Origin of the sequence: Micromonospora carbonacea, from assembly GCF_014205165.1 — a bacterium.
Taxonomy (GTDB): domain Bacteria; phylum Actinomycetota; class Actinomycetes; order Mycobacteriales; family Micromonosporaceae; genus Micromonospora; species Micromonospora carbonacea.
Genome location: NZ_JACHMZ010000001.1, coordinates 3,498,628 through 3,521,727 on the forward strand (window position 1 = coordinate 3,498,628; position 23,100 = coordinate 3,521,727).

Below are 23,100 nucleotides of genomic sequence, written 5' to 3' on the forward strand. Positions count from 1 at the left end.
CGGTCAGCCGGCGGCGAGCGCCCGGTGCAGGCGGCGCGCCTCGGTCACCACCCGGCTCGTCCCGCCGCGCCCGGCAACCTCGGCCAGCCCCGGCACCTCGATGCGCACCCCGGTGGCCGTGGCCGTCTCGGCGGCCAGGGTCAGCAGGTCGGGCAGGCCCCGGGGCGGGGTCGCCGCGGCGAGCAGCGGCGGCAGCGCCGCGGCGAGCAGTCGCCACACGCTCAGCGGCGCGCCTGCGCCGGCCGCGTCGCGCAGCGGCTCGACGGCCCGGGTCAGCTTCACCAGCTGGCCCGCGCCCAGGTCACCCAGCCGCGCGCCCACCCCGGCGGCGTCCAGCCGGCCCGTCGCGGCCAGGCCGAGCAGGGCGTCCAGCGTGGCGACCCGGTCGACGCCGTGGCGCGCGGCGAGCCCGTAGGCCAGCGCCACGTCGACGGCGGGCCCGCCGGGGCCGCCGCACTCGGCGAGCAGGGGCAGCGCCAGCGCGCCGTCGCGCCGGTCCAGGTCGGCGGCGGCGGTCACCTGCGGCAGCACGTACGCGGCGACGACGCCGAGGTGGTGCGGCAGCACCGACGGCCACATCCGTGCCCAGGTGGCGTGGTCCGTCTCCATCGGCGGCGGGTCGACGGTCAGCAGCCCGTACGGGTCGGGGTAGCCGGCCGGGGGACGCAGCTCGACCGCGATCCGCCGGGGCGGGAGCTGGTCGTGCTGCCAGTCGTAGCCGACCTTGCGGGGGCGGCGGGCGAGCGGGACGAGCCGGGCGACCGGGTCGGGCAGCCCGCCGGCGCGCAGCCAGGCGGCCACCCGGTCGCCGGCCGGGGTGCGCAGCGCCTCCGCCTTGCCGGCGAGGGTGTCGTCGACGCCGGTGGGCAGCCGCAGCAGCGCCTGGGTGAGGTCCCACCGCCAGGGCTGGCGCTCGCCGAGCGCCGTGAGCCGTTCCAGCAGGGCCAGCGGGTCGAGCGCGCCGTTGGCCGAGGTGGGGGCGGCGAGCAGGCCGGGGTGGCCGGGCTCGCCGAGGTGGTGGCCGACCTCGGCGAGGCGGGCGCGCAGCAGGGCGTGCGGCGCCGGCACCCGGGGGTCGGTGACGGTCAGCTCGCGCGGCGGCCCCTGCGGGTCGGTGCGTCGCACGGCGGCGAGCAGCGCGGCCCACCGGCCGCGCTGCGGGGCGGCCGGGCGGGGCTCCCCGGCGGTCTCCAGCAGGTCGCTGACGAGGCCGCACAGGCAGCACGGGTCCCAGCTGTGCTCGGCGGCCCAGGCCCAGTGCCTGCGGGCGAGGACGGGGTCGAGCGCGGCGCGCAGCCGCGGGCCGTCGGTGGGGGCGAGCCGGACCAGCCCGTCGAGGATCCGGTCGAGGGGCTCGCCGCGGTGTTCGGTGCCGACGAGCGCGGCGACCTCCTCGGTGAGCTCGTCGAGGTCGGTGATCGGGGCCGGCGCGGGCGCGGGCGGCCCGGGGTGGGGCAGGTCGTCGCCGCGCGCGCCGGCGACCGCCGGACCGCCGGCCGACGCCGGTTCGGCGGCCGGGGCGGGACCGCCGGCGGCCGGGGTGGGACCGTGCCGGGCGGTCAGGGCCGCCGCCCGGTCGCGCACGTCGACGGCGGGGTGCCCCGCCGCGACGGCGATCACCTCGGCGATCTGGGCCGCGCGGTCCGGGTGCCGGCGGGCGAGCCGGTCGAGCCAGGTGAGCTGGCCGCGCACCAGCGCCTTGTCGGGGCGCAGCAGCACCTCGCGGGAGGCCGCGAGCACCGCCTCCGGCTCGGGGTCGGGCAGGGCGCGCAGGGCCTTCTGCGCCATGACGGCGACGGGCGCCGGGGCGTCGGCGAGCAGCCGCAGGTAGTCGGTGGCGCGGGCGGCGACCTCCTGCGTGCCGGGCTGGAGCTCGTCGAGCAGGACGGTGAACGCGCGCAGCGCGGCCGGGCGGTCGCCACGCAGGAGCCGGCCGAGCGCGCCGTCGAGCAGGGCGGCCCGGTCGACGACGCCCTCGGCGGCGAGCTGCGCGAGCGCGGTCGGCAGGACGTGACGCCGCCGGTTCTCCCAGTCGGTGTGGACCTCGTCGAACATCATCGGCCCGCCGAGCCCGTCGATCTCGAACAGCCGGGGCAGCAGCGCGGGCAGCAGCGGGTCGGCGCGCAGCCGGTCGACCAGCGGCACGGGCGCGCCGCGGCGGCGGTCGGGAGTGCCCAGCGATTGCACCCACAGCTCGACGAAGCGCTCCCCGGTCGGCGGCGCGGCGTCGGCGGGCAGCAACCCGGCGACGAACCGCCAGTGCCCGAGCCAGACGTCGCGGGTCAGCTTGTCGGCCATCCGGCGGGCCAGCTCGGGCAGCCAGTCGATGCCCCGCTCGACGGCGACGACGCGGACGAGCCGGGCCGCCCGGTCGCCGTCGATGGCGACGGACCGGCGGCTCAGCAGCGCGGCGGCCTGGGCGGCCGTGGGCAGGCAGCCGACCACGGCGACGGCCAGGGCGGTGCCCTTGGCGCTGCCCCAGAAGGTGGACCGGTGCGTCTTGAACCACTCGGTCAGCTCGACGCCGACGGCCCGGCGGCGCTGCTCGGGCAGCCCGGTCAGGGCCACGGCGACGAGGTCGGCCGACCCGGCGTCGACGAGGTCGAACAGGTCGCTGCTGCCGCCGGCCGCCAGCTCCCGCCGACGCCGGACCGTGGACTTCACACCGCCTCCCGCTCGCCGACGCCCGCCATCCGGGTGGCCAGCGCGTGCTTGCACGGCCCGCGCTGGCCGCGGTGCTTGGCCCACCAGGGGCAGGTGCAGGTGTACGCGTCGTCGGCGAGCCGCCGGACCCGGTAGACCTGGCCCGCGCTGCGGACGGTGGCCCCGGCGTCGTCGGGGTCGACGGCGCCGGACTCGACCAGCGCCCGCGCGCCCACCAGGCGGGGGTTGTCGCGCTCGGCCCGGCCGGCGTCGTAGGGCATCACGCGGTGGAAGTACGCCGCCTCGGCGACGTCGTAGCCGACCCGGCCGGCGGTGCCGAGCTGGGCGAGGGCGCCCCGCACCCGGGCCGCGTCGAGGCCGGCGGAGGTCGCCAGGGCGTCCACGTCGATCGTCGGGTCCCAGGCCAGCAGCGCCGAAACCAGCTCGGCGTCGTCGGCGACGTCGTCGCCGGCCAGGGCGGCCAGCGCGGCACCCTCGCCGGAGAAGCCCCGGTAGGGCTCGGGCGACAGGGTCAGCGACAGCCGCAGCGCCCCGGTGTCCAGCTCCCAGGTGCTGGGCAGCGCCCCGACGCCGGGCGCGACGGTCGGGCCGTAGACGGTCAGGGTGCGGGCGTGGCGCAGCAGGCCGCGCAGGGCGGCGAGCCGGCCCGCGCCGGCCAGGCAGACCGCGCCGGCCACGGGCCGGGAGGTCAGCCGCAGGCTCCGCCCGGCGGGCACGGCCCAGAGCACCGACCGGTCCGTGGCGGTGGGCAGCCGGCGCAGGAACGCCGCCGCCTCGGCCGCCGGGAGCTGGGCGCGCGGCTCGAACCCGGCGGCGAGCACCTGCACCTCGGCGAAGCCGCGCAGCCACCGCTGCGGCAGCGGCACCTTCTTCTCCACGACCGCGCCGTCCATCGTCTCCACGGTGAGGTCGTCGGGGCCGACGGACAGGCGCAGCGGGTCGAGGCCGCCGACGCGCGACAGCGCCTCGCGCAGCGGGTTGTTGACGTCCACGTTGGTGGTGCCGTGTTCCAGCACGTCGCCGTCGAGCCCCTCGGGCAGGGCGTCCAGGCGGGCGTAGACGCCGCAGCAGCCGGAGAACGACTCGAAGCGCAGCCGGTCGCGGCTGCCCGTGACCACCGGGTCGAGGCTGGCCGGGCTCACCGGCCGGAAGTAGCGGGTGCGGGCGACCTCGGCGACCGCGAGCAGCCCGACGGCGGCGGCCTGCGGTGTGGTGAGGAAGCCGCTGAAGAAGCGGGGGTTCGGCGCGGGCCCGCCGCTGGTGGACAGGGCGAGGCCGGACCGGCTCAGGGCGGAGGATCCGAGGTACCTGTACGTCTGTTGGGCGCTCACGGGCCCGGACGCTACAAGATCCCCCCGACACCGCGCCCTCGCGGGGCTTGCCGGCCGGCGGCGTCACCAGGGGTGCAGGGTGCCGTCCTCCAGCCGGTTGACCGGCAGGTACGCCGGGGAGTAGGGGTAGCGGGCCGCGGCCTCCTCGTCGATGTCCACCCCGAGCCCCGGGGCCTCGGCGGGGTGCAGGTAGCCGTCGGCGAAGTGGTAGCCGTGCGGGAAGACCGCGTCGGTCTCCTCGGTGTGCCGCATGTACTCCTGGAGGCCGAAGTTCGGGATCGCGATGTCCAGGTGCAGGGCGGCGGCCAGGCAGACCGGCGACAGGTCGGTCGCGCCGTGCGAGCCGCTGCGCACGTGGTGCAGCGCGGCGTAGTCGAAGATGCGCCGCAGGTGGGTGATGCCGCCGGCCCGGACCACGGTGGTGCGGACGTAGTCGATGAGCTGCTCACGGATGAGCGTGGTGGCGTCCCAGACGGAGTTGAACACCTCGCCGGTGGCGATCGGCGTGGTGGTGTGCTGCCGGATGAGCCGGAAGCCCTCCTGGAACTCGGCGGGGACCGGGTCCTCCAGCCAGGTCAGCGCGTACGGCTCCAGGCTGCGGCCGAGCCGGGCCGCCTCGATGGGGGTGAGCCGGTGGTGCACGTCGTGCAGCAGCCGCAGGGTCGGGCCGAACTCCTCGCGGACCCGGGCGAACACGTCGGGGGTGTGGGCCAGGTAGCGGGCCGTCGACCAGACCGTCTCGGTGGGCAGCGCCGCGTCGGCCGGCTCGTAGAACATCTTGTCGGCGCTGACGCCGTACGTCTTGGCCAGGCCCGGCACGCCGCACTGCACGCGCACCGCCCGGTAGCCGAGGTCGACGAAGCGGGCCACCTCGGCCAGCACCTCGTCCACGGTCTCGCCGTTGGCGTGGCCGTAGACGGTGACGCCCTCGCGGGACCGGCCGCCGAGCAGCTGGTAGACCGGCAGGCCGGCGACCTTGCCCTTGATGTCCCACAGCGCGGTGTCCACCGCCGCGACGGCGCTCATGGTGACCGGGCCGCGCCGCCAGTACGCCCCCTGGTAGAGGTACTGCCAGGTGTCCTCGATCCGGGCCGGGTCGCGCCCGATCAGCAGCGGCACCACGTGCTCGCGCAGGTACGCCTCGACGGCCAGCTCGCGGCCGTTGAGGGTGGCGTCGCCGACCCCGGTGACACCCTCGTCGGTGACGATCTTGAGGGTGACGAAGTTGCGGCCCGGGCAGGTCACGATGACCCGGGCGTCGACGATCCTCACGCGGTCTCCTCCGTCGTCTCGGTGGCGGGGCCGGTGGCGTCGCCCGGCGCGGCGAGCACCCCGGCGAGCCACGCGAGCTGCCGGCGGACCTGCACCGCCTCCCCGCCCTCGTGGCCGTTGAACGGGTAGACGTGCATCACCCGCCGCGGCGGCCCCGGCCGGCCGTTGGCGACGCCGTACTGGTTGTGGGCGGCGAACACGGTGCTCGGCGGGCACACGGTGTCGCGCAGGCCGACGCCGAAGTGCGCGGGCGCGACCGCCCGGCGGGCGAAGGCGACGCCGTCGACGTAGGACAGGGTGCGCCGCACCGCGTCCTCGGCCGTCCGGTCGGCGGCGAGGTAGCGGGCGATCTCGCCGTACGGCTCGGCGTCGGTGATCTCGATGGCCCGCTGGACGTGGCACAGGAAGGGCGCGGTGGTGATCAGGGCCGCCAGGTCGTCGACGAGGCCCGCCACCGCGAGGGCGAGCCCCCCGCCCTGGCTGTTGCCGGCGACGACGACCCGGCCGGGGTCGACGCCCGGCAGCGCGCGGGCCGCCTGCACGGCCCGCACGGCGTCGGTGATCAACCGCCGGTAGTAGTAGTTCTCGGGCGCGAGGATGCCCCAGGTCACCGGCCAGGGGCCGCCCGGGGCGCCGGCGCGCGGGTCGGGGGTGTCGCCGGCCGCGTAGTGGCCGGACTGGCCCCGGGCGTCCATCAGCAGGTGCGCGTAGCCGGCCACCGGCCAGGTGAGGCGCTCGTGCGGCAGGCCCCGGCCGCGCCCGTAGCCGACGTACTCCACGACGGCGGGCAGCGGCCCGGCCGCCCCGGCGGGCCGGGTGTACCAGGCCCGCACCGGGTCACCGCCGTAGCCGGCGAACGTGACGTCCCAGGTGTCGACCAGGCGCAGGTGGGTCGGCTCGGGCCGGACCTCGCCGAGCACGGGGTGCTCGGCCGCCGCCGCGAGGGTGGCCCGCCAGAAGGCGTCGAAGTCGGCGGGCTCGGCCACGGCGGGGACGTACTGCCGGAGCTGGTCGAGGGGCAGGTCGAACTGGGGCATGGAACCTCTCCGAAATTTTCGAGGACTGTACCATGCGCGATGCCCGGGTACGATGACCACCGTCGATCCGCTTCGGGCGGGACGAGCCTTGACATGCCCATTTAAGGCCCTTAAGTTGCCCGAAATAGGTCACGCGGAGATTTCCGAAAAATTTCGGGCCGGCTCGCCGTCGTCAGTCGTCGCGGGCCACCGGGGAGCCTCCCGGGCCCGACCGAAGGGGTGTGGCATGAACAGTCAGCTGCCCGTGCACGACGCGGAGGCGTCCCCGGACGCCGCGCGGTGGCGCGACCCGCGGCTGAGCCCGACCGAGCGCGCCGACGCCCTGCTGCCGCTGATGTCGCTGGAGGAGAAGGTCGCCCAACTGGTCGGGGTGTGGGTCGGCGCCGACGCCTCCGGCGAGGGGGTCGCGCCGCACCAGGCCGACATGGTCGACGGCGAGCTGCGGTGGGACGACGTCATCCGGCACGGGCTCGGCCAGCTGACCCGGCCGTTCGGCACCGCGCCGGTCGACCCCGTGGCCGGCGCGCGCTCGCTGGCCGCGTCCCAGGCCGAGATCGCGGCGGCGAGCCGGTTCGGCATCCCCGCGCAGGTGCACGAGGAGTGCCTCACCGGCTTCGCCGCCTGGCGCGCGACCGTGTACCCGACGCCCCTGGGCTGGGGCGCGTCCTTCGACCCCGAGCTGGTCGAGCAGATGGCCGGCCACATCGGCCGGTCGATGCGGGCGGCCGGGGTCCACCAGGGGCTCGCGCCGGTGCTCGACGTCACCCGCGACTACCGGTGGGGCCGCACCGAGGAGACCATCGGCGAAGACCCGTACCTGGTCGGGACGACCGGCGCGGCCTACGTGCGCGGCCTGGAGGCCGCCGGCATCGTCGCCACCCTCAAGCACTTCGCGGGCTACTCGGCCTCGCGCGGCGGACGCAACCTGGCCCCGGTGTCGATGGGTCGCCGGGAGCTGGCCGACGTGATCCTGCCGCCGTTCGAGATGGCGCTGCGCCTCGGCGGCGCCCGTTCGGTGATGCACTCCTACGCCGAGATCGACGGCCTGCCCGCCGCCGCCGACGAGGGCCTGCTGACCCGGCTGCTGCGCGACGAGTGGGGCTTCACCGGCACGGTGGTCGCCGACTACTTCGCGGTACGCTTCCTCCAGACGCTGCACCGGGTCGCCGCCGACGGCGTCGAGGCGGCGCGGCTGGCCCTGCGCGCCGGGATCGACGTGGAGCTGCCCACCGTGGACGCGTTCGGTCCCCCGCTGGTCGAGGCGGTCCGGGCCGGCGCGGTCGACGAGGCGCTCGTCGACCGGGCGCTGCGCCGGGTGCTGGCGCAGAAGGCCGAGCTGGGCCTGCTCGACGAGGGCTGGCGGCCGCTGCCCGACGGCGTCGACGGGCTGCGCCTCGACGACGCGGGCGCGCAGGAGGTGGCCCTGCGCCTGGCCCGCGAGTCCGTGGTGCTGCTGCGCAACGACGGCGGGCTGCTGCCGCTGGACGCCGGCCGCCGCGTCGCCCTCGTCGGCCCGGTCGCCGACGACCCGATGGCGATGCTCGGCTGCTACACGTTCCCCTCCCACGTGGGGGTGCGCCACCCCGAGCACGGGCTCGGCGTGGAGCTGCCCTCCCTGCGCGAGGCCCTCGGCCGCCTGGTGCCGGGGCTCACCCACGCCCCCGGGTGCGCGGTCACCGGCGACGACACCGCCGGCTTCGCCGCGGCCGTGGCGGCGGCCGCCGCGGCCGACGTGTGTGTGCTCGCCGTCGGCGACCGCTCCGGGATGTTCGGCCGGGGCACGTCCGGCGAGGGCTGCGACGCCACCGACCTGCGGCTGCCCGGGGTGCAGCCCGAGCTGGTCCGGGCGGTGCTCGCCACGGGCACGCCCGTGGTGCTGGTGCTGCTGGCCGGGCGGCCCTACGCGCTCGGGCCCGAGGTCGACGCCGCCGCGGCCGTCGTGCAGGCGTTCTTCCCCGGCCAGCGCGGCGGGCAGGCCATCGCCGAGGTGCTCACCGGCGCGGTGAACCCGTCCGGGCGGCTGCCCGTCGGCGTGCCCCGGGACGCCGGCGCCCTGCCGTCGACCTATCTCAACCCGCCGCTGGGCCGCCGGTCGGAGGTGTCGTCGGTCGACCCCACCCCGGCGTTCCCGTTCGGCCACGGGTTGAGCTACACGACGTTCGAGTGGAGCGACGCGGGCGTACGCGGGGTCGACGACGTCCCCACCGCCGACGCCGGCGGCGGCGACCGCCTCGACTGGGCGGTCGACGGCGAGGTCGAGGTCGACGTCACGGTCCGCAACACCGGCGACCGGGCCGGCGTCGAGGTCGTCCAGCTCTACCTGCACGACCCGGTCGCGCAGACCACCCGGCCGGTGGTCCGCCTGGTCGGCTACGCCCGCGTCCCGCTCGCGCCGGGCGAGAGCGCCCGGGTGACGTTCGGCGTGCCCGCCGACGTCACGTCGTTCACCGGCACGCACGGCCGGCGCGTCGTCGAGCCCGGCGACGTGGAGCTGCGGCTGGGCCGCTCCAGCGGCGAGTTCGCCGCCGCCCTCCCGCTGCGCCTCGTCGGCGCCGAACGCGCCGTCGGCCACCACCGCCGGCTGGTGTCGACGGCGCGGGTCGCCCCGGCCGCCGTCCCGCAGTCCGCCTAGGCACCTCCGCCCCGTCCTGGAGGCCGTCGATGACCGTCCCCGACACCCTCGATCCCCCGCCGGTGCCCCCGACGCGGGACGCCCCCGCGCCGGCGGGCCGCCCCGCGCCGCGCCGCCGGGGTCGACGCCGCACCTGGCGGCAGGCGCTGCGCAAGGACTGGCAGCTCTATTCCCTCGCCGTGGCGCCGCTGCTGTTCTTCCTGGTCTTCCGCTACCTGCCGATGGCCGGCAACGTGATCGCCTTCCGGAAGTTCTCCCCCGGCGGCAGCCTGTTCGGCGAGACCTGGGTGGGCCTGCGCTACATACGCCTGTTCCTGGCCGACCCGACCTTCTGGGACGTGTTCACCAACACCCTCGTGCTGGGGACGCTGACCCTGCTGTTCTGCTTCCCGCTGCCGATCGTGCTGGCGCTGCTGCTCAACGAGGTCCGGGCCCGCCGGCTCAAGCGGTTCGTGCAGTCGGTGTCCTACCTGCCGCACTTCCTGTCCATCGTGATCGTGGCCGCCATGGTCATGCAGCTGACGTCGATGGACGGGACGGTCAACCAGATCGTGCGCGGCCTCGGCGGCGAGGCGGTGCCGTTCCTGCAACGGCCGGAGTGGTTCCGCACGATCTACGTCTCCTCCGAGGTCTGGCAGACCGTCGGCTGGGGCACCATCCTCTACCTCGCCGCGCTCACCACCATCGACGAGAATCTCTACGAGGCGGCCCGCATCGACGGGGCGAACCGGTGGCGGCAGACCTGGCACGTGACGCTGCCCGGCATCCGGCCCACGATGGTGACGCTGCTGATCCTCAACATCGGCACGTTCATGGCGGTCGGGTTCGAGAAGATCCTGCTGCTGTACAACCCGCTGACCTACCCGACCGGCGACGTGATCTCCACGTACCTCTACCGGATGGGCTTCGAGTCCAGCAACTTCAGCTACGCCGCCGCGATCGGCCTGTTCGAGGCCGTGATCGGGCTGACCCTGGTCCTGTCGGCGAACGCCATCTCCAAGCGCACGGTGGGGACGAGCCTGTGGTGACCGTGGAAGCCGCCGAGACCGGCGAGACCCGGCGGGTGGCCCGCCGGCCGAAGGGGATCCGCCCCACCCGGGGCTACCGGATCTTCCAGGCGGTCAACGCCGTCATCCTCACCGGCGTCGTGATCGTGACGCTGTACCCGTTCGTCAACATCGTGGCCCGCTCGCTCAGCGACGAGGCGTACATCATCGCCGGGCGGGTGAACCTCGTCCCGCGCGGGTTCAACCTGACGACGTACAAGCTGGTGATGTCCGACGCGTTGTTCTGGACGAACTACCGCAACACGGTGGTCTACACGGTGGTCGCCACGGTCATCTCCATCGTGCTGACCACCTGCTACGCGTACGTGCTGTCGAAGCCGCGGCTCAAGGGGCGCGGGGCGCTGGTCGGCATCGCCGTGTTCACCATGTTCTTCTCCGGCGGGCTCATCCCCAACTACGTGCTGATCACCAGCCTGGGCATGAAGAACACCATCTGGGCCGTGGTCGTGCCCAACGCCATCAACGTGTTCAACCTGCTGGTGATGAAGGCGTTCTTCGAGAGCCTGCCGGAGGAACTGGAGGAGGCCGCCGCCGTCGACGGGCTGAACACGTACGGGACGCTGCTGCGGATCGTGCTGCCGCTGTCCAAGGCCATCATCGCCACGATGGTGCTGTTCTACGCCGTGTCGTTCTGGAACTCCTGGTTCACCGCGTTCCTCTACCTGGACCAGCAGGAGATGTTCCCGGTGACCGTCTACCTGCGCAACCTCATCGCGGGGGCCACCGGCGCCCAGTCGGCCGGCGGCGTGGCCGAGTCCGACGCCGTCCAGGCCGCCGCGACGTTGCAGGCGGTGACCATCGTGCTCACCACCCTGCCCATCCTGGCGGTCTACCCCTTCATCCAGCGCTACTTCGTGTCGGGCGTGATGCTCGGCGCGGTCAAGGGGTAGCCCGGCGAGGTTCCCCTCCACCCCACCACCGTTCGGAAAGGACGAGCCGTGCTCCACAGAACGTGGCGGCGCGCGGCCATAGCCGCGGCCAGTCTGCTCACCCTCACCCTCGTCGCCTGCTCCTCCGAGGAGGCCGGCGACGCCAAGGACCTGTCCGGCAACCGGGCCGGCGCCATGGCGGACTACGGCGTCGGGACCCAGTTCACGGCCACCGAGCCGCTCTCCTTCTCCATCCTCTACAACAACCACCCGAACTACCCCCTGAAGAACGAGTGGCTGTTCTGGTCGGAGCTGACCAAGCGGACGAACGTCAAGCTCGAACCGGTCGCCGTGCCGCTGAGTGACTACGAGCAGAAGCGCAGCCTGCTCATCGGCGCCGGCGACGCCCCGCTGATCATCCCGAAGACCTACCACCCGGCGGAGAACCAGTTCGTCTCGTCCGGCGCGATCCTGCCGGTCAGCGACTACCTGGACCTGATGCCGAACCTCAAAGACAAGATCGACAAGTGGGGGCTGAAGCCGGAGATCGACACGCTGCGCCAGTCCGACGGCAAGTTCTACCTGCTGCCGGGCCTGCACGAGAAGCCCTGGCAGGAATACACGGTCGCGGTCCGCACCGACATCCTCGACGAGCTCAAGCAGCCGGTCCCGAAGACCTGGGACGAGCTCTACACGGTGCTCAAGGCGATGAAGGCGAAGTACCCGGACTCGTACCCGTACTCGGACCGGTGGAGCAAGCCCAACCCCGCCGGCGCGCTGCTGCGGATCGCCGGCAACTCGTGGGGCACCCAGGCCGGCTGGTCGTTCCAGCACAACACCTGGGACCCGGCCGCCGGGAAGTTCGTCTACACCGGGGCCACCGAGCAGTACAAGCAGATGGTCCAGTACCTCAACAAGCTGGTCACCGAGGGGCTGCTCGACCCGGAGAGCTTCACCCAGAGCGACGAGGCCGCCCGGCAGAAGCTGGCCAACGGCAAGTCCTTCGTCATCACCAGCAACGCGCAGACCCTGGTCAACGACTACCGGCCGGACCTGGCCAAGACCCTGCCCAACGCGAAGCTGGTCAACATCCCGCTGCCGGTCGGCCCGGCCGGTGAGATCAACCCCGCCTCCCGGCTGGAGAACGGCGTGATGATCTCCAAGAAGGCCCGGGACAGCAAGAACTTCGTGGCGATGATGCAGTTCCTCGACTGGCTCTACTACTCCGACGCCGGCCAGGAGTTCGCCAAGTGGGGCATCGAGGGCACCACGTTCGTCAGGGACGCCGCCGGCAAGCGGATGCCCGCCCCCGACGTCGACATGATCGGGCTCAACCCCAAGGGCACCAAGCACCTGCAGAAGGACTTCGGCTTCGCCAACGGGGTCTTCGCCTACGGCGGCAAGCTCGACCTGGTGCAGTCCTTCTTCTCCCCCGAGGAGCTGGAGTTCCAGAAGGTGATGAACACCCGAAAGCCGATCGAGGTGCCGCCGCCGGCCCCGCTCACCGACGCCGAGCGCGAGCAGGTGTCGCTGTGGGAGACGCCGCTGAAGGACTACGTCACCCAGAACACGCTCAAGTTCATCCTCGGCCAGCGGCCGCTGACCGAGTGGGACGCCTACGTCGGTGAGCTGAAGGCCCGCAACTCCGACAAGTACATCGACGTGGTCAACAAGGCGTACGAGCGGTTCAAGAAGGACAACGGCTGACCGTCCGGTCCCGGCCGGGCCCCGCCACCGGGGTCCGGCCGGGACCGGCGGCCCGGCCGGCACGACGAGCACGACGAGCAGGACGAGGACGAGATGCGGATCCACGTACCCGAGCGGCCCACGGGCCGGCTGACCGACGCCTGGCGGGCCTGCGTCGGCACCGGCCGGTTCGAGCTGGCGCTGCGGCGCGACTACCAGGACTCGCTGGCGCTCGTCCAGCGGGACATCGGCTTCCGGCACATCCGGGGGCACGGCCTGCTCAGCGACGGCGTCGGCGTGCACCGCCCCTACGAGCACGCGGGTTCGCGGCGCGTGCGGCACTCGTTCACGTACGTCGACCAGGTCGTCGACGCGTATCTGGAGCTGGGGATCCGGCCCTTCGTGGAGCTCGGCTTCATGCCCTCGGGCCTGGCCTCCGGCGACCAGACGGTGTTCTGGTGGCAGGGCAACGTCACCCCGCCGGCGTCCTGGACGGAGTGGGCGGACCTGGTCCGGGCCACGGTCGCGCACCTGGTCGACCGGTACGGCCTCGACGAGGTGCGCGGCTGGCCCATCGAGGTGTGGAACGAGCCGAACCTGACGGCCTTCTGGCAGGATGCGGACCGCGACGCCTACCACCGGCTGTACGAGGTGTCGGCGCACGCCGTGAAGGAGGTCGACGCGTCCCTCCAGGTCGGGGGGCCGGCCATCTCCCCCGGCTCCGACGAGTGGCTGGTGCCCTTCGCCGAGTTCGTCGCCGCGCGCGACGTCCCGTGCGACTTCGTCAGCCGGCACGCCTACACCTCCGGCCCGGCGCAGCACGTGCCGTTCGGCACCCACCAGACCCTCGCCCCGGCGGAACACCTGCTGGAGCAGTTCGCCGCGCCGCGCCGGCTGCTCGCCGGCACCGCCCTGGCGGACCTGCCCGTGCACATCACCGAGTTCAACTCCTCCTACCGGCCCGACAACCCGATCCACGACACCGCGTTCCACGCCGCCTACCTCGCCCCCGTGGTGGCCGCCGGCGGCGACCTGGTCGACTCCTTCTCGTACTGGACGTTCAGCGACATGTTCGAGGAGGCGGGGATCCCGACGGCGCTGTTGCACGGCGGCTTCGGCCTGCTCACCCACCGGCAGCTCAAGAAGCCCACCTACCACCTGTACGCGTTCCTGGCCCGGATGGGCGACGCGGTGCTGGCGCGCGGGGCGGACCACCTGGTCACCCGCGACGCCGACGGCCGGGTCACGGTGCTGGCGTGGGCGCCGGTGGACGTCACCGGCCGCGCGCCGGTGCCCGAGCGGCACACGCTGGCGCTGTCGGTGCCGCTGGACGCGCCCGGGGCGACGTCGGCGTACCTGGCGCGCTCGTCGGTGAGCGAGGAGGCGGGCAACGTCCAGGCGGCCTGGGCCGAGATGGGCCGGCCCCGGTCCCCGCGGCCGCGCCAGCTCGACGCGCTGCGGGAGGCCGCCGAGCCGGCCCGCAGCCACCGGAGCCTGCCGGTGGTGGGCGGCCGGGTGGAGGTCGACCTCACCCTCGCCCGGCACGAGGTGACCCTGGTCGAGATCGACGCGGTGCGCGACGAGACCCCTCCGTGGTGGGACGACGACCGGCTGCTCGGCCTGCCCGGCCGCGGCGTCGGCGGCCACGACGGCGACGGGCGACGCGGCGGCGTCCCGGCCGGCGGGGAAGGGCGGCCGTGAGCGGCGACGCCGCGCGGGCCGCCCGGCAGTTCGGCGAGGGCCCGCTGTCGCGGTCCGCCGCGCGGGTCTACACCCTGCTCGTCGTCGAGCTGCTCCTGCTGCTGGCCTGCCTGCCCGGCCTGGTGCCGCTGGTCCTGCTCGACGCCGACGCGAGCAACATCCCGCTCTACGCCGCCTGCGCGTTGCCGCTGGGCCCGGCGCTGTCGGCCGCGCTGTACGCGCTGCACCACCAGCGCCCCGACCTGACCGACCTGCGGCCCGCCGCCGCGTTCCGGCGCGGCTACCGGGCCAACCTGGCGGGGGTGCTGCGGATCTGGGTGCCGCTGCTGGCGTTGCTCACCGTCGTCGCGGTGAACCTCGCCCACCTGGACGTCGCGGGCGTGCCCCGGTGGTGGGCGGTGCCGCTGGTCGGCGTCGCCGCGCTGGCGGCCCTCGTCGGGGTGAACGCGCTGGTGATCACCTCCCTGTTCGCGTTCCGGGCCCGCGACGTCGCCCGGCTCGCCCTGCACTTCACGGTCCGCGCCCCCGGGGTGGGCATCGGCACGGCCCTGGTGCTCGTGGCGGGAGCCGCCGTCACGGCGGTCACCTCGGAGGCGGTGCTCGCGCTCGCGGGCTCGGTGTGCGCCCTCGCGCTGCTGCGCGTGGCCGCCCCGATGGTCGAGACGATCCGCGAGGAGTTCACCGCATGAGCCTGCCCTCCGCCACGACCGGCCCCGCCACCGCGGGCCACGCCGCCGGCGACGACCCGGCGGGCCGCGGTGGGGACGTGCACGCCGCCTGGCTGCCGCCGGAGGCGTTCGCCCCGCTCGGCTCGCGCCGCGTCCTCGTGCGGGGCGACGGGGTGCTCGTCGACACCGTCTTCGACGAGGTCGAGCGGGCCTGCGCCCGGCACGGCGGCCGGGCGGACCGGACCGCCGGGGACCGGGCGGTGGACCTGGTGCTCGCCCTGCGCGACGCCGGTCCCCTGCCCGCCGCCGCGACCGCGCTGGCCCGGGCGGCCGGGGCCGACGGGCCGCTGGGCGGCGAGGGGTTCGCGCTGGCCCGCGCCGAGGGCGTCACCGTGGTGCTGGCCGACGCGCCGGCCGGCCTGCTGTACGGGCTGTTCCACCTGGTGCGTCTCGGCGCGGCGGCGTTCGAGGGCGACCACCCGGTCCGGCGGCACGCCCCCGTGATGGCGCTGCGCATGCTCGACCACTGGGACAACGTCGACGTGCACCCGGTGATGGGGCAGGTCGAGCGGGGCTACGCGGGCGGGTCGATCTTCTGGCGGGCCGGGGCGGCGCGCCGCGACCTCGACCGGGTCCGCGCGTACGGGCGGCTGCTGGCCGCGTGCGGCGTCAACGCGATCTCGGTGAACAACGTCAACGTCCACGCGACCGAGGCGCGGCTGCTCACCGACCGCCTCGGCGACGTCGCCGAACTGGCCGACGCGCTGCGCCCCTACGGCGTGCGGGTGCACCTGTCGGTCACCTTCGCCGCGCCCGTCGTCCTCGGCGGCCTGCCGACCGCCGACCCGGTCGACCCGGCGGTGCGCGCGTGGTGGGCCGCCGCCACCCGCCGCGTCTACGCGCGCATCCCCGACTTCGGCGGCTACGTGGTGAAGGCCGACTCGGAGGGGCAGCCGGGCCCGTTCACGTACGGGCGCGACCACGCCGACGGCGCGAACCTGCTCGCGGAGGCCCTCGCGCCGTTCGGGGGCGTGGTGCACTGGCGGGCGTTCGTCTACAACCACCGGCAGGACTGGCGGGACCGCTCGACCGACCGGGCGCGGGCCGCGTACGACCACTTCGCCCCGCTCGACGGCCGGTTCCGCGACAACGTGGTGGTGCAGGCGAAGTTCGGCCCGATCGACTTCCAGCCGCGGGAGCCGGTGTCGCCGGTGCTGGCCGCGATGCCGGCGACCCGGCTCGCGGTGGAGTTCCAGGTCACCCAGGAGTACACGGGACAGCAGCAGCACGTGTGCTATCTCGCGCCCTGCTGGAGCGAGGCGCTGACGTTCGCGCCGTGGGGGCCCGGCGGGCCGACGGTCGCCGACGTGGCCGCCGGCTCCGGGCCGGGGCCGGCGGCCGGCGGCGGCCTCGCCGCCGTGGCCAACGTGGGCGACGACCCGTTCTGGACCGGGCACCCCCTCGCCCAGGCCAACCTGTACGCCTACGGCCGGCTCGCCTGGGACCCCGGCCTCGATCCGGTCGCCGTCCTCGACGAGTGGATCGACCTCACCTTCCCCGCGTCGACGGTCGGCGACCCGGCCCTGGTGCGCGAGACGCTGCACGCCGTCATGGACGACTCGTGGCGCACCTACGAGCGGTACACCGCCCCGCTGGGCGTCGGCTTCATGGTCAGCCCGGCCCGCCACCACTACGGCCCCGACGTCGACGGCTACGAGTACTCGCGGTGGGGCACCTACCACTTCGCCGACCGCGACGGGGTGGGCGTGGACCGCACGCGCGCCACCGGCACCGGCTTCACCGGGCAGTATCCGCCGCCGTGGTCGCAGGTGTACGAGTCGCTGTCCGACTGCCCCGACGAGCTGCTGCTCTTCTTCCACCACGTCCCGTACGGGCACGTGCTGCGCAGCGGGTCGACCGTCATCCAGCACATCTACGACACCCACTTCGCCGGGGTGCAGCAGGTGGCCGGGATGCGGCAGCGGTGGCGACGCCTCGCCGGGGTGATCGACCCGGCGGTGCACGCCCGGGTGGCCGAGCGCCTGGAGGAGCAGCTGCGCTGCGCGATCGAGTGGCGCGACCAGATCAACACGTACTTCTTCCGCAAGTCCGGGGTGCCGGACGTGCGGGGGCGGACGATCCACTGAACGCAGGCGGCGGGCTGTCAATCATGTGACAGCTTCCCCGCCGCCGCCCCGCCCCGGCGCGGGTTCCCGCAGGTCGGAGGGCCCAGCGCGCGGCGGCGGGCCCGGGGCGACGCCGGCGGGCGGCCAGGACGACGTTCCCACGACACCGCCCGCCTGCCTAGGCTCGCACGGTGATCGAACCCGCTGGCCCGGACCCGCTGCCGGCCGTGCCGGAGGACGACGGTCGCCGGGCCACGGGCGACCGGCCGCGCGTCCTGCTCGTCGTGCTCGTCGCTGCCCTCGTCTTCCTGGTGCCGGTGACCATCGTCTTCCTCGCGACCGAGGGGATCGACCGGGCGGACAAGTACGCGAGCGTGTTCGGGCTGTTCGCGGGGATCTCCAGCGTGCTCCTCGGCCTCGTGTCGCTCTTTCCGCGCCGGCGGGACCGGCAGGCGGGGCCCGGCGACGGCGCAGGCCCGGGAAGCAACGCCCCGGGAGGTGGCGGCACCGGGACCGGCGGCGGCCCCCGCTCGCGGCAGCGCAGCCGGACCTTCGGGTTCACCGCCGGTGTGGTGGGCACCACGATCCTCTCGTGCACCGTGGCGACGACCACGCAGTCGAGCCTGAACGCGCCGCCCCCGGTCGACGAGCCGCCGCCGCTCGCGGTCGTCGCCGCGGTCGACTGGGCGTGGTGCGACGGCACGGTGCTCGCCGCGACGTCGCCCGCCCGGCTTCCGGCCCCGCCGCGGCGGTACACGTCCGGGGACTGGGCCGACTGGTTCACCCGGCTCGGCGGCGCCCGGACCGGCGCCTCCTGGGTGACGCTGACCCTGCGGTCCCGCTCGGATGCCACCGTCACCGTCACGGGCATCCGGGCTGCGGTGGCCGGGCGGAGCGAGCCGCCCGAGGTCTCGACCACCGTCGGCGTCGCCTGCGGGAGGTCCGGGGGCGACGAGCCCGGGGGCGACGAGCTCCGGTTCGACCTCGACGCCGAGCCCGCCCGATCGACCGGGGGCGTCCGCTTCCCGCTCGCCGTCACCAGGTCGGTGTCGGTGCTGCCCGTGCGGGCGCAGTCCGGCCAGCCCCAGGTCCTCTCCTGGCGGCTGGAGATCGACTGGCTGTCGCAGGACCGACGGGGGACCCTCACCGTGGACGAACTGGACGGGCTTCCGCTGCTCACCGGCGGCGAGGGACGGTCACGCTGCTTCTACACGGAAACCGGCACGATCATCGAGAGCCTCTCCGGCGAGGGCTGCCCGACCCGCTGACCGCCCCGGCTGCCGTGATCGTAACCACAGTTCACGCGGCCGTATTGGGCGCGTGAAACCGTGGACCACCTTGTTACCGTTTCGCGGTGCGTTCGCGTGGCCGCGCGTCCACCAGGGGGGCGGTTGCATCCAACCGGGCGCACGGGGCCGCCGTGTGCGACAGCCCCGCCCGACAGGTAACCCACAACGTGCTGCCGCCCGAGGTGCGGCACGCGGCCGATCGGCGGCATCCGCCAGCTTCATCAGGAGATTCCGTGAGCAGTCAACCCGCGGCGCCGGCCAAGCTCGACGCCGCCGTACTGAAGATCGCCGGGGTCGTGGTCCTCGGTGCGATCATGTCGATCCTCGACGTGACCGTGGTCAGCGTGGCACTGCCCACGTTCCAGACCGAGTTCGACGCCTCCTACGCCCGGGTCGCCTGGACGATGACCGGCTACACGCTCGCGCTGGCCACGGTGATCCCGCTGACCGGCTGGGCCGCCGACCGGTTCGGCACGAAGCGGCTCTACATGGCGGCGCTCGTGCTGTTCACCCTCGGCTCGGGCCTGTGCGCCACCGCCGACTCCATCGGCCAGCTCATCGGCTTCCGGGTGTTGCAGGGCCTCGGCGGCGGCATGCTGATGCCGCTCGGCATGACGATCATGACGCGGGCGGCCGGGCCGGAGCGGATCGGCCGGCTGATGGCGGTGCTGGGCATCCCGATGCTGCTCGGCCCGATCGGCGGCCCGATCCTGGGCGGCTGGCTGATCGACGTGGCGAGCTGGCACTGGATCTTCCTGATCAACCTGCCGATCGGCGTCGTCGCGCTGGCCTACGCGCAGTGGGCGCTGCCGAAGGACGCCCCGGAGCCGTCCGAGTCGTTCGACTTCGTCGGCATGCTGATGCTCTCGCCGGGCCTGGCCCTCTTCCTCTACGGGGTGTCGTCGCTGCCCGAGACCGGCACGTTCGCCGACCGGAAGGTGTGGCTGCCGATGCTCGTCGGCGGGCTGCTGGTCGTCTCGTTCGTCGTCTACTCGTTCAAGCCGAAGCACCCGCTGCTCGACCTGCGGCTGCTGCGTGACCGCAACCTCACCGTCGCGTCCGTCACGATGGCCGTCTTCATGGTCGCGTTCATGGGCGCCGGCCTGCTGTTCCCGAGCTACTTCCTCCAGGTGCGCGGCGAGTCGACGCTCGACGCCGGCCTGCTGATGGCCCCGCAGGGCATCGGCGCGATGGTCACCATGCCGATCGCGGGCATGCTGGCCGACAAGATCCCGGTCGGCCGGACGGTGCCGTTCGCGCTGGTGCTGATCGCGGCCGGCTTCTTCGCGTTCACCCAGGTCGGCACCGACACGTCCTACCTGCTGCTGTGCGGCTCGCTGTTCGTCATGGGCCTGGGCATGGGCGGCACGATGATGCCGATCATGACCTCGGCGCTGAAGACGCTGACCAACCACGAGGTGGCCCGGGGTTCCACGCTGTTGAACATCCTCCAGCAGATCGCCGGGTCGGTGGGTTCGGCGATCATGTCGGTGATCCTCACCAGCAAGCTGAACGACGCGCCGGTCATCCCGGGGGCGGTCGACCCGAACACGGGCGCGCCGGTCACCGAGGCCGGGCTGGCCATCGCCGTCAAGCAGAACCCGGACCTGGCCCAGCAGTTCCCGGTCGACCCGGGGCTGCTCCAGCGGGGGCTGGAGTTCGTCGCCGACTCGTTCGCCACGACCTTCTGGGTGGGCTTCGCCCTGGTGCTGGTGACGTTCGTGCCGGCCTTCTTCCTGCCCCGCCGGCGTCAGGTGTCCCACCTGCTCGACGACGAGCAGGCCCCGGCCCCGGTGCTGATCCACTGATCCACTGAACCGCTGGTCCACCGATCCACCCGTCGCGGCGTGGGGCGTCTCGTCCCACGCCGCGACGGCGTCCCGGCCCGCGCCCACCCGGCGGGGCCGGGCACTCAGGCCAGCGGGGCCACCGGGCGGAAGGAGCTGTCCGCCCGGAAGACGGCGGTGTCCTGGTACAGGTCGATGCGCAGCGCGTAGTCGTAGTGGCGCAGGTAGCGGCCGGGGAAGTTGTAGGACTCCAGCGACACCGCCCCGCTGACCGAGCCGGGCCGGGCGCAGAAGGTGGCGTCCCGCCCGAAGATCGCGCTGCCGTCGTTGGCGTCGGCCCGGATCCGGTAGTCGTAGTGCCTCAGGTACCGGCCGTCGGCGGTGCGCAGCGAGTAGCAGTTGGCGTCGGCGAGCCCGGCGACGACGGTGAGGGTCGCGTCCTGGCGGGCCTGCGCCGGGCTGGCCGTGGAGACCGGGTCGAGGTAGCCCAGGTTGTCGGCGCGGCGGGCCACGTACCGGTCGGGGAAGTTGACCGACTGCAACGACCGGCCGCCGGTGGGCAGGGTGACGCCGCCGGGGACCGTCTCGCGGAGCACGGTGAAGTGCCGGGCGAAGCCGGACAGCCCGGGCAGCTCGGCCGGCGGGGTCCAGGTGCGCAGCCCGTCGGAGCTGTCGCTGAAGTAGTACTTGCCGACCGTGTACCCGTCGAAGTAGATCCGCCAGCCGCCGTTGTCGAGCGGCACCAGCGCCTGGCCCTCGCGCGGGCCGCCCCAGCCGGCCCAGTCGCCGGTCCCGACGAAGGTGTAGGGGCCGTTCAGGCTGCTCGCCGTCGCGTGCTCGATGTACTTGGTGGTCTCCTGCTTGGCGAACGCGTGGTACGTCGCGCCGACCTTCACCACGAACGTGTCGATGTGGTTGGGGCCGATCCCGGCAAGGAGCGTGGGTGTCGCGAACGCGGTGAGCGAGGAGTTCGTCGCGCGCAGCCGGTACGGCTTGAAGTCGGCCCCGTTGGTGGAGAGCGAGACGATCACGTTGACGCTGCCGTCGCTGTCGACGAACCACTCGGGGGCCCAGGTGTTCTGCACCGTCATGGGGATGGTGTGGTTGCGCAGGAACGTCCAGTTGACCCGGTCGGTGCTGGTGGCGAAGCCGATGGTGTTGCCGGTCCAGTTGGTGGTGTAGACGACGTAGTAGCGCCCGTCGGTGTGCCGGATGATGCTCGGGTCGCGGATCAGCCCGGTCGGCGGCGTGTAGGCGGGGCCGCGCAGCAGCCGGTAGCCGGTGGCGTCGGCCGACTCGTAGACGTACATGTTCGATTCGCTGCTGTTGGTGAACGCCGTCATCGTGTAGCGGGAGGTCTGCCCGGCGGGGGGCGCGGCGGCCGCCGGGGTGACCCCGACGGCCGGCAGCCCGGCGGCGAGCGACGCGAGGACGGTCGCGGCCGTCAGCGCCGCCCGACGCCACGACCGGCGGACGGTTCGGAACATCTGCCACCCCCACGTCAACAATCGAAGTTACTCGATGTTAACGCTCCCCTGACCGGGTGACAACGAGATCGTGCCCAGTCAGTGGGCCGCCACGACGACCGCGTCGGCCGGCAGGCCGGCGAGCCGGGCCGGCCGCACGACGACGAGCAGGACCACCGTGGCGGCCACCATCCCGCCCGCCACCACGAGGGCCATCGCCACCGCGCCGGTGCCGAGCATCCCCACCAGGGGCGCGGCCACCGCGCCGACGCCGAACTGCACCGCACCGAGCAGCGCGGAGGCGGTGCCGGCCGCCTCGCCGTGCCGGGACAGCGCCAGCGCCGGCGCGTTCGGCATCGCCAGCCCCGCCGCGGCGAGCACCGCCCACAGCGAGGCCAGCAGGGTCGGCAGCCCGCCCAGGCCGGTCACGGCGAAGAAGAGCAGCGCCAACCCCGCCACGGTCCCCGCGCCCAGGGACGCCACGAGGATCCGCTGCGGGGAGTGGCGACGCAGCAGCCGCACGTTGAACTGGGTCGCCCCGATCAGCCCCACCGCGCCCGCCCCGAAGGCCAGCCCGAACTGCTGCTCGTCGAGGCCGTACTGCTGTTGCAGGACGAACGACGACCCGGCCACGTACGCGAACAGGGCCGCCATGGCCAGGCCGGCGACCAGCACCAGGCCGACGAACGTGCGGTCGCGCAGCAGCGACCCGTACACGGCCAGGGTGGCGAGCGCCCCGCCGCGTCGCCGCCGCTCGGCCGGCAGCGTCTCGCGCAGGCCGAACACGGCGACCACGACGAGCGCCGCCCCGAAGACGGCCAGGGCCACGAACACGCCCCGCCAGTCCGTCCAGCGCAGCAGCCCGCCGCCGAGGGTGGGCGCGAGGATCGGCGCGGCCCCCATGACCAGCAGCAGCCGCGACAGCAGCGTGGCGAAGGCCGCGCCGCTGAACAGGTCGCGGACCACGGCCATCGCGACCACCGAGGCCGCCGCGACGCCCAGGCCCTGCACCACCCGCAGCGCGCCGAGGACGGCGACGTTCGGCGCGACCACGCACAGCGCCGACGCCACGATGTGCAGCGCGATGCCGGCGATCAGTGGCTTGCGCCGGCCGACCGCGTCGGACAGCGGGCCGATCAGGAGCTGGCCCACGGCGAGTCCGGCGAGCGTGCCGGTGAGGGTCAGCTGCACCGCCGCCGACGTGGTCTGGAAGTAGGCGACGAGCGCCGGGAAGGTGGGCAGGTACATGTCGATGGTGAGCGGGCCCACCGCGATCAGCGAGCCGAGCACGAGGACGAGCCGCAGGCGCTGCCGGCGTCCCATCGCGTCGCCCGGCGTCGACGGGGCCGCCGTCGCCACGGTGGCGGCCTTCATCGGGACGCTCCGGCACGGCCGGCGCGCAGCCGGGCGGGAAATGATGCAACTGTCACAACAGGCTCCAAATCCGGGGCCCGGCTGCTGATTCCCCGTCCGGCGACAGGTAACGCAGGTCACAGGGCGGTGGA

15 protein-coding genes are annotated in these 23,100 nt (G+C 74.3%); 9 read left to right on the forward strand and 6 right to left on the reverse strand.

Annotated features, from left to right (window positions below; all coding sequences use genetic code 11):
- Positions 1-3: 3 nt before the first annotated feature.
- The 4 genes from HDA31_RS15055 to HDA31_RS15070 form a co-directional block, all read right to left on the reverse strand.
- On the reverse strand, positions 4-2,664 hold the full coding sequence (locus HDA31_RS15055) for a DUF6493 family protein (RefSeq protein ID WP_246384620.1): 2,661 nt from the start codon (positions 2,662-2,664) through the stop codon (positions 4-6).
- Positions 2,661-3,995, reverse strand: coding sequence for an SWIM zinc finger family protein (locus HDA31_RS15060; protein ID WP_178064737.1), 1,335 nt, complete (start codon positions 3,993-3,995; stop codon positions 2,661-2,663). The genes HDA31_RS15055 and HDA31_RS15060 overlap by 4 nt, the downstream gene beginning before the upstream one ends.
- Positions 3,996-4,058: 63 nt before the next feature.
- Entirely contained in the window at positions 4,059-5,267 is a 1,209-nt protein-coding gene (manD, locus tag HDA31_RS15065) for a D-mannonate dehydratase ManD (protein WP_178064736.1), read from the reverse strand.
- Positions 5,264-6,304 carry an acetylxylan esterase gene (locus HDA31_RS15070; RefSeq protein ID WP_178064735.1) on the reverse strand — a complete coding sequence of 347 codons (1,041 nt, stop codon included), beginning with the start codon at positions 6,302-6,304 and terminating at the stop codon, positions 5,264-5,266. The genes manD and HDA31_RS15070 overlap by 4 nt, the downstream gene beginning before the upstream one ends.
- Positions 6,305-6,530: 226 nt before the next feature.
- On the opposite strand from HDA31_RS15070, the gene HDA31_RS15075 reads away from it, so the two are divergent.
- The 9 genes from HDA31_RS15075 (at position 6,531) to HDA31_RS15115 (ending at position 20,150) form a co-directional block, all read left to right on the forward strand.
- On the forward strand, positions 6,531-8,936 hold the full coding sequence (locus HDA31_RS15075; protein ID WP_178064734.1) for a beta-xylosidase/alpha-l-arabinosidase: 2,406 nt from the start codon (positions 6,531-6,533) through the stop codon (positions 8,934-8,936).
- Between the two features lie 29 nt (positions 8,937-8,965).
- A complete protein-coding gene (locus tag HDA31_RS15080) occupies positions 8,966-9,964 on the forward strand; it encodes an ABC transporter permease (RefSeq protein WP_074476101.1) in 999 nt (332 codons plus the stop codon).
- On the forward strand, positions 9,961-10,893 hold the full coding sequence (locus HDA31_RS15085) for a carbohydrate ABC transporter permease (RefSeq protein ID WP_246384619.1): 933 nt from the start codon (positions 9,961-9,963) through the stop codon (positions 10,891-10,893). The genes HDA31_RS15080 and HDA31_RS15085 overlap by 4 nt, the downstream gene beginning before the upstream one ends.
- Positions 10,894-10,941: 48 nt before the next feature.
- Positions 10,942-12,579 carry an ABC transporter substrate-binding protein gene (locus tag HDA31_RS15090; RefSeq protein ID WP_178064733.1) on the forward strand — a complete coding sequence of 546 codons (1,638 nt, stop codon included), beginning with the start codon at positions 10,942-10,944 and terminating at the stop codon, positions 12,577-12,579.
- Positions 12,580-12,672: 93 nt separating this feature from the next.
- Positions 12,673-14,259, forward strand: coding sequence for a GH39 family glycosyl hydrolase (locus HDA31_RS15095; RefSeq protein ID WP_178064732.1), 1,587 nt, complete (start codon positions 12,673-12,675; stop codon positions 14,257-14,259).
- A complete protein-coding gene (locus tag HDA31_RS15100) occupies positions 14,256-14,948 on the forward strand; it encodes a hypothetical protein (RefSeq protein ID WP_178064731.1) in 693 nt (230 codons plus the stop codon). The genes HDA31_RS15095 and HDA31_RS15100 overlap by 4 nt, the downstream gene beginning before the upstream one ends.
- On the forward strand, positions 14,945-17,074 hold the full coding sequence (locus HDA31_RS15105; protein WP_178064730.1) for an alpha-glucuronidase: 2,130 nt from the start codon (positions 14,945-14,947) through the stop codon (positions 17,072-17,074). The genes HDA31_RS15100 and HDA31_RS15105 overlap by 4 nt, the downstream gene beginning before the upstream one ends.
- Before the next feature lie 170 nt (positions 17,075-17,244).
- Complete coding sequence (locus tag HDA31_RS15110; protein WP_178064729.1) at positions 17,245-18,321, forward strand: hypothetical protein; 1,077 nt, start codon at positions 17,245-17,247, stop codon at positions 18,319-18,321.
- 254 nt (positions 18,322-18,575) lie between these two features.
- A complete protein-coding gene (locus tag HDA31_RS15115) occupies positions 18,576-20,150 on the forward strand; it encodes a DHA2 family efflux MFS transporter permease subunit (RefSeq protein WP_178064728.1) in 1,575 nt (524 codons plus the stop codon).
- A 104-nt stretch (positions 20,151-20,254) separates the two neighbouring features.
- On the opposite strand, the gene HDA31_RS15120 is transcribed toward HDA31_RS15115, so the two are convergent.
- Both HDA31_RS15120 and HDA31_RS15125 read right to left on the reverse strand, forming a co-directional pair.
- Complete coding sequence (locus HDA31_RS15120; protein WP_178064727.1) at positions 20,255-21,616, reverse strand: glycoside hydrolase family 43 protein; 1,362 nt, start codon at positions 21,614-21,616, stop codon at positions 20,255-20,257.
- A gap of 78 nt (positions 21,617-21,694) precedes the next feature.
- A complete protein-coding gene (locus HDA31_RS15125) occupies positions 21,695-22,918 on the reverse strand; it encodes a multidrug effflux MFS transporter (protein ID WP_178067396.1) in 1,224 nt (407 codons plus the stop codon).
- Between the last annotated feature and the right edge of the window lie 182 nt (positions 22,919-23,100).

Excerpts from the sequence above, each read along its gene's own strand:
- HDA31_RS15070 (WP_178064735.1), bottom strand. The coding sequence starts at position 6,304 with ATGCCCCAGTTCGACCTGCCCCTCGACCAGCTCCGGCAGTACGTCCCC.
- HDA31_RS15075 (WP_178064734.1), top strand. The coding sequence starts at position 6,531 with ATGAACAGTCAGCTGCCCGTGCACGACGCGGAGGCGTCCCCGGACGCC.
- HDA31_RS15080 (WP_074476101.1), top strand. The coding sequence starts at position 8,966 with ATGACCGTCCCCGACACCCTCGATCCCCCGCCGGTGCCCCCGACGCGG.
- HDA31_RS15095 (WP_178064732.1), top strand. The coding sequence starts at position 12,673 with ATGCGGATCCACGTACCCGAGCGGCCCACGGGCCGGCTGACCGACGCC.
- HDA31_RS15105 (WP_178064730.1), top strand. The coding sequence starts at position 14,945 with ATGAGCCTGCCCTCCGCCACGACCGGCCCCGCCACCGCGGGCCACGCC.
- HDA31_RS15120 (WP_178064727.1), bottom strand. The coding sequence starts at position 21,616 with ATGTTCCGAACCGTCCGCCGGTCGTGGCGTCGGGCGGCGCTGACGGCC.
- HDA31_RS15125 (WP_178067396.1), bottom strand. The coding sequence starts at position 22,918 with ATGGGACGCCGGCAGCGCCTGCGGCTCGTCCTCGTGCTCGGCTCGCTG.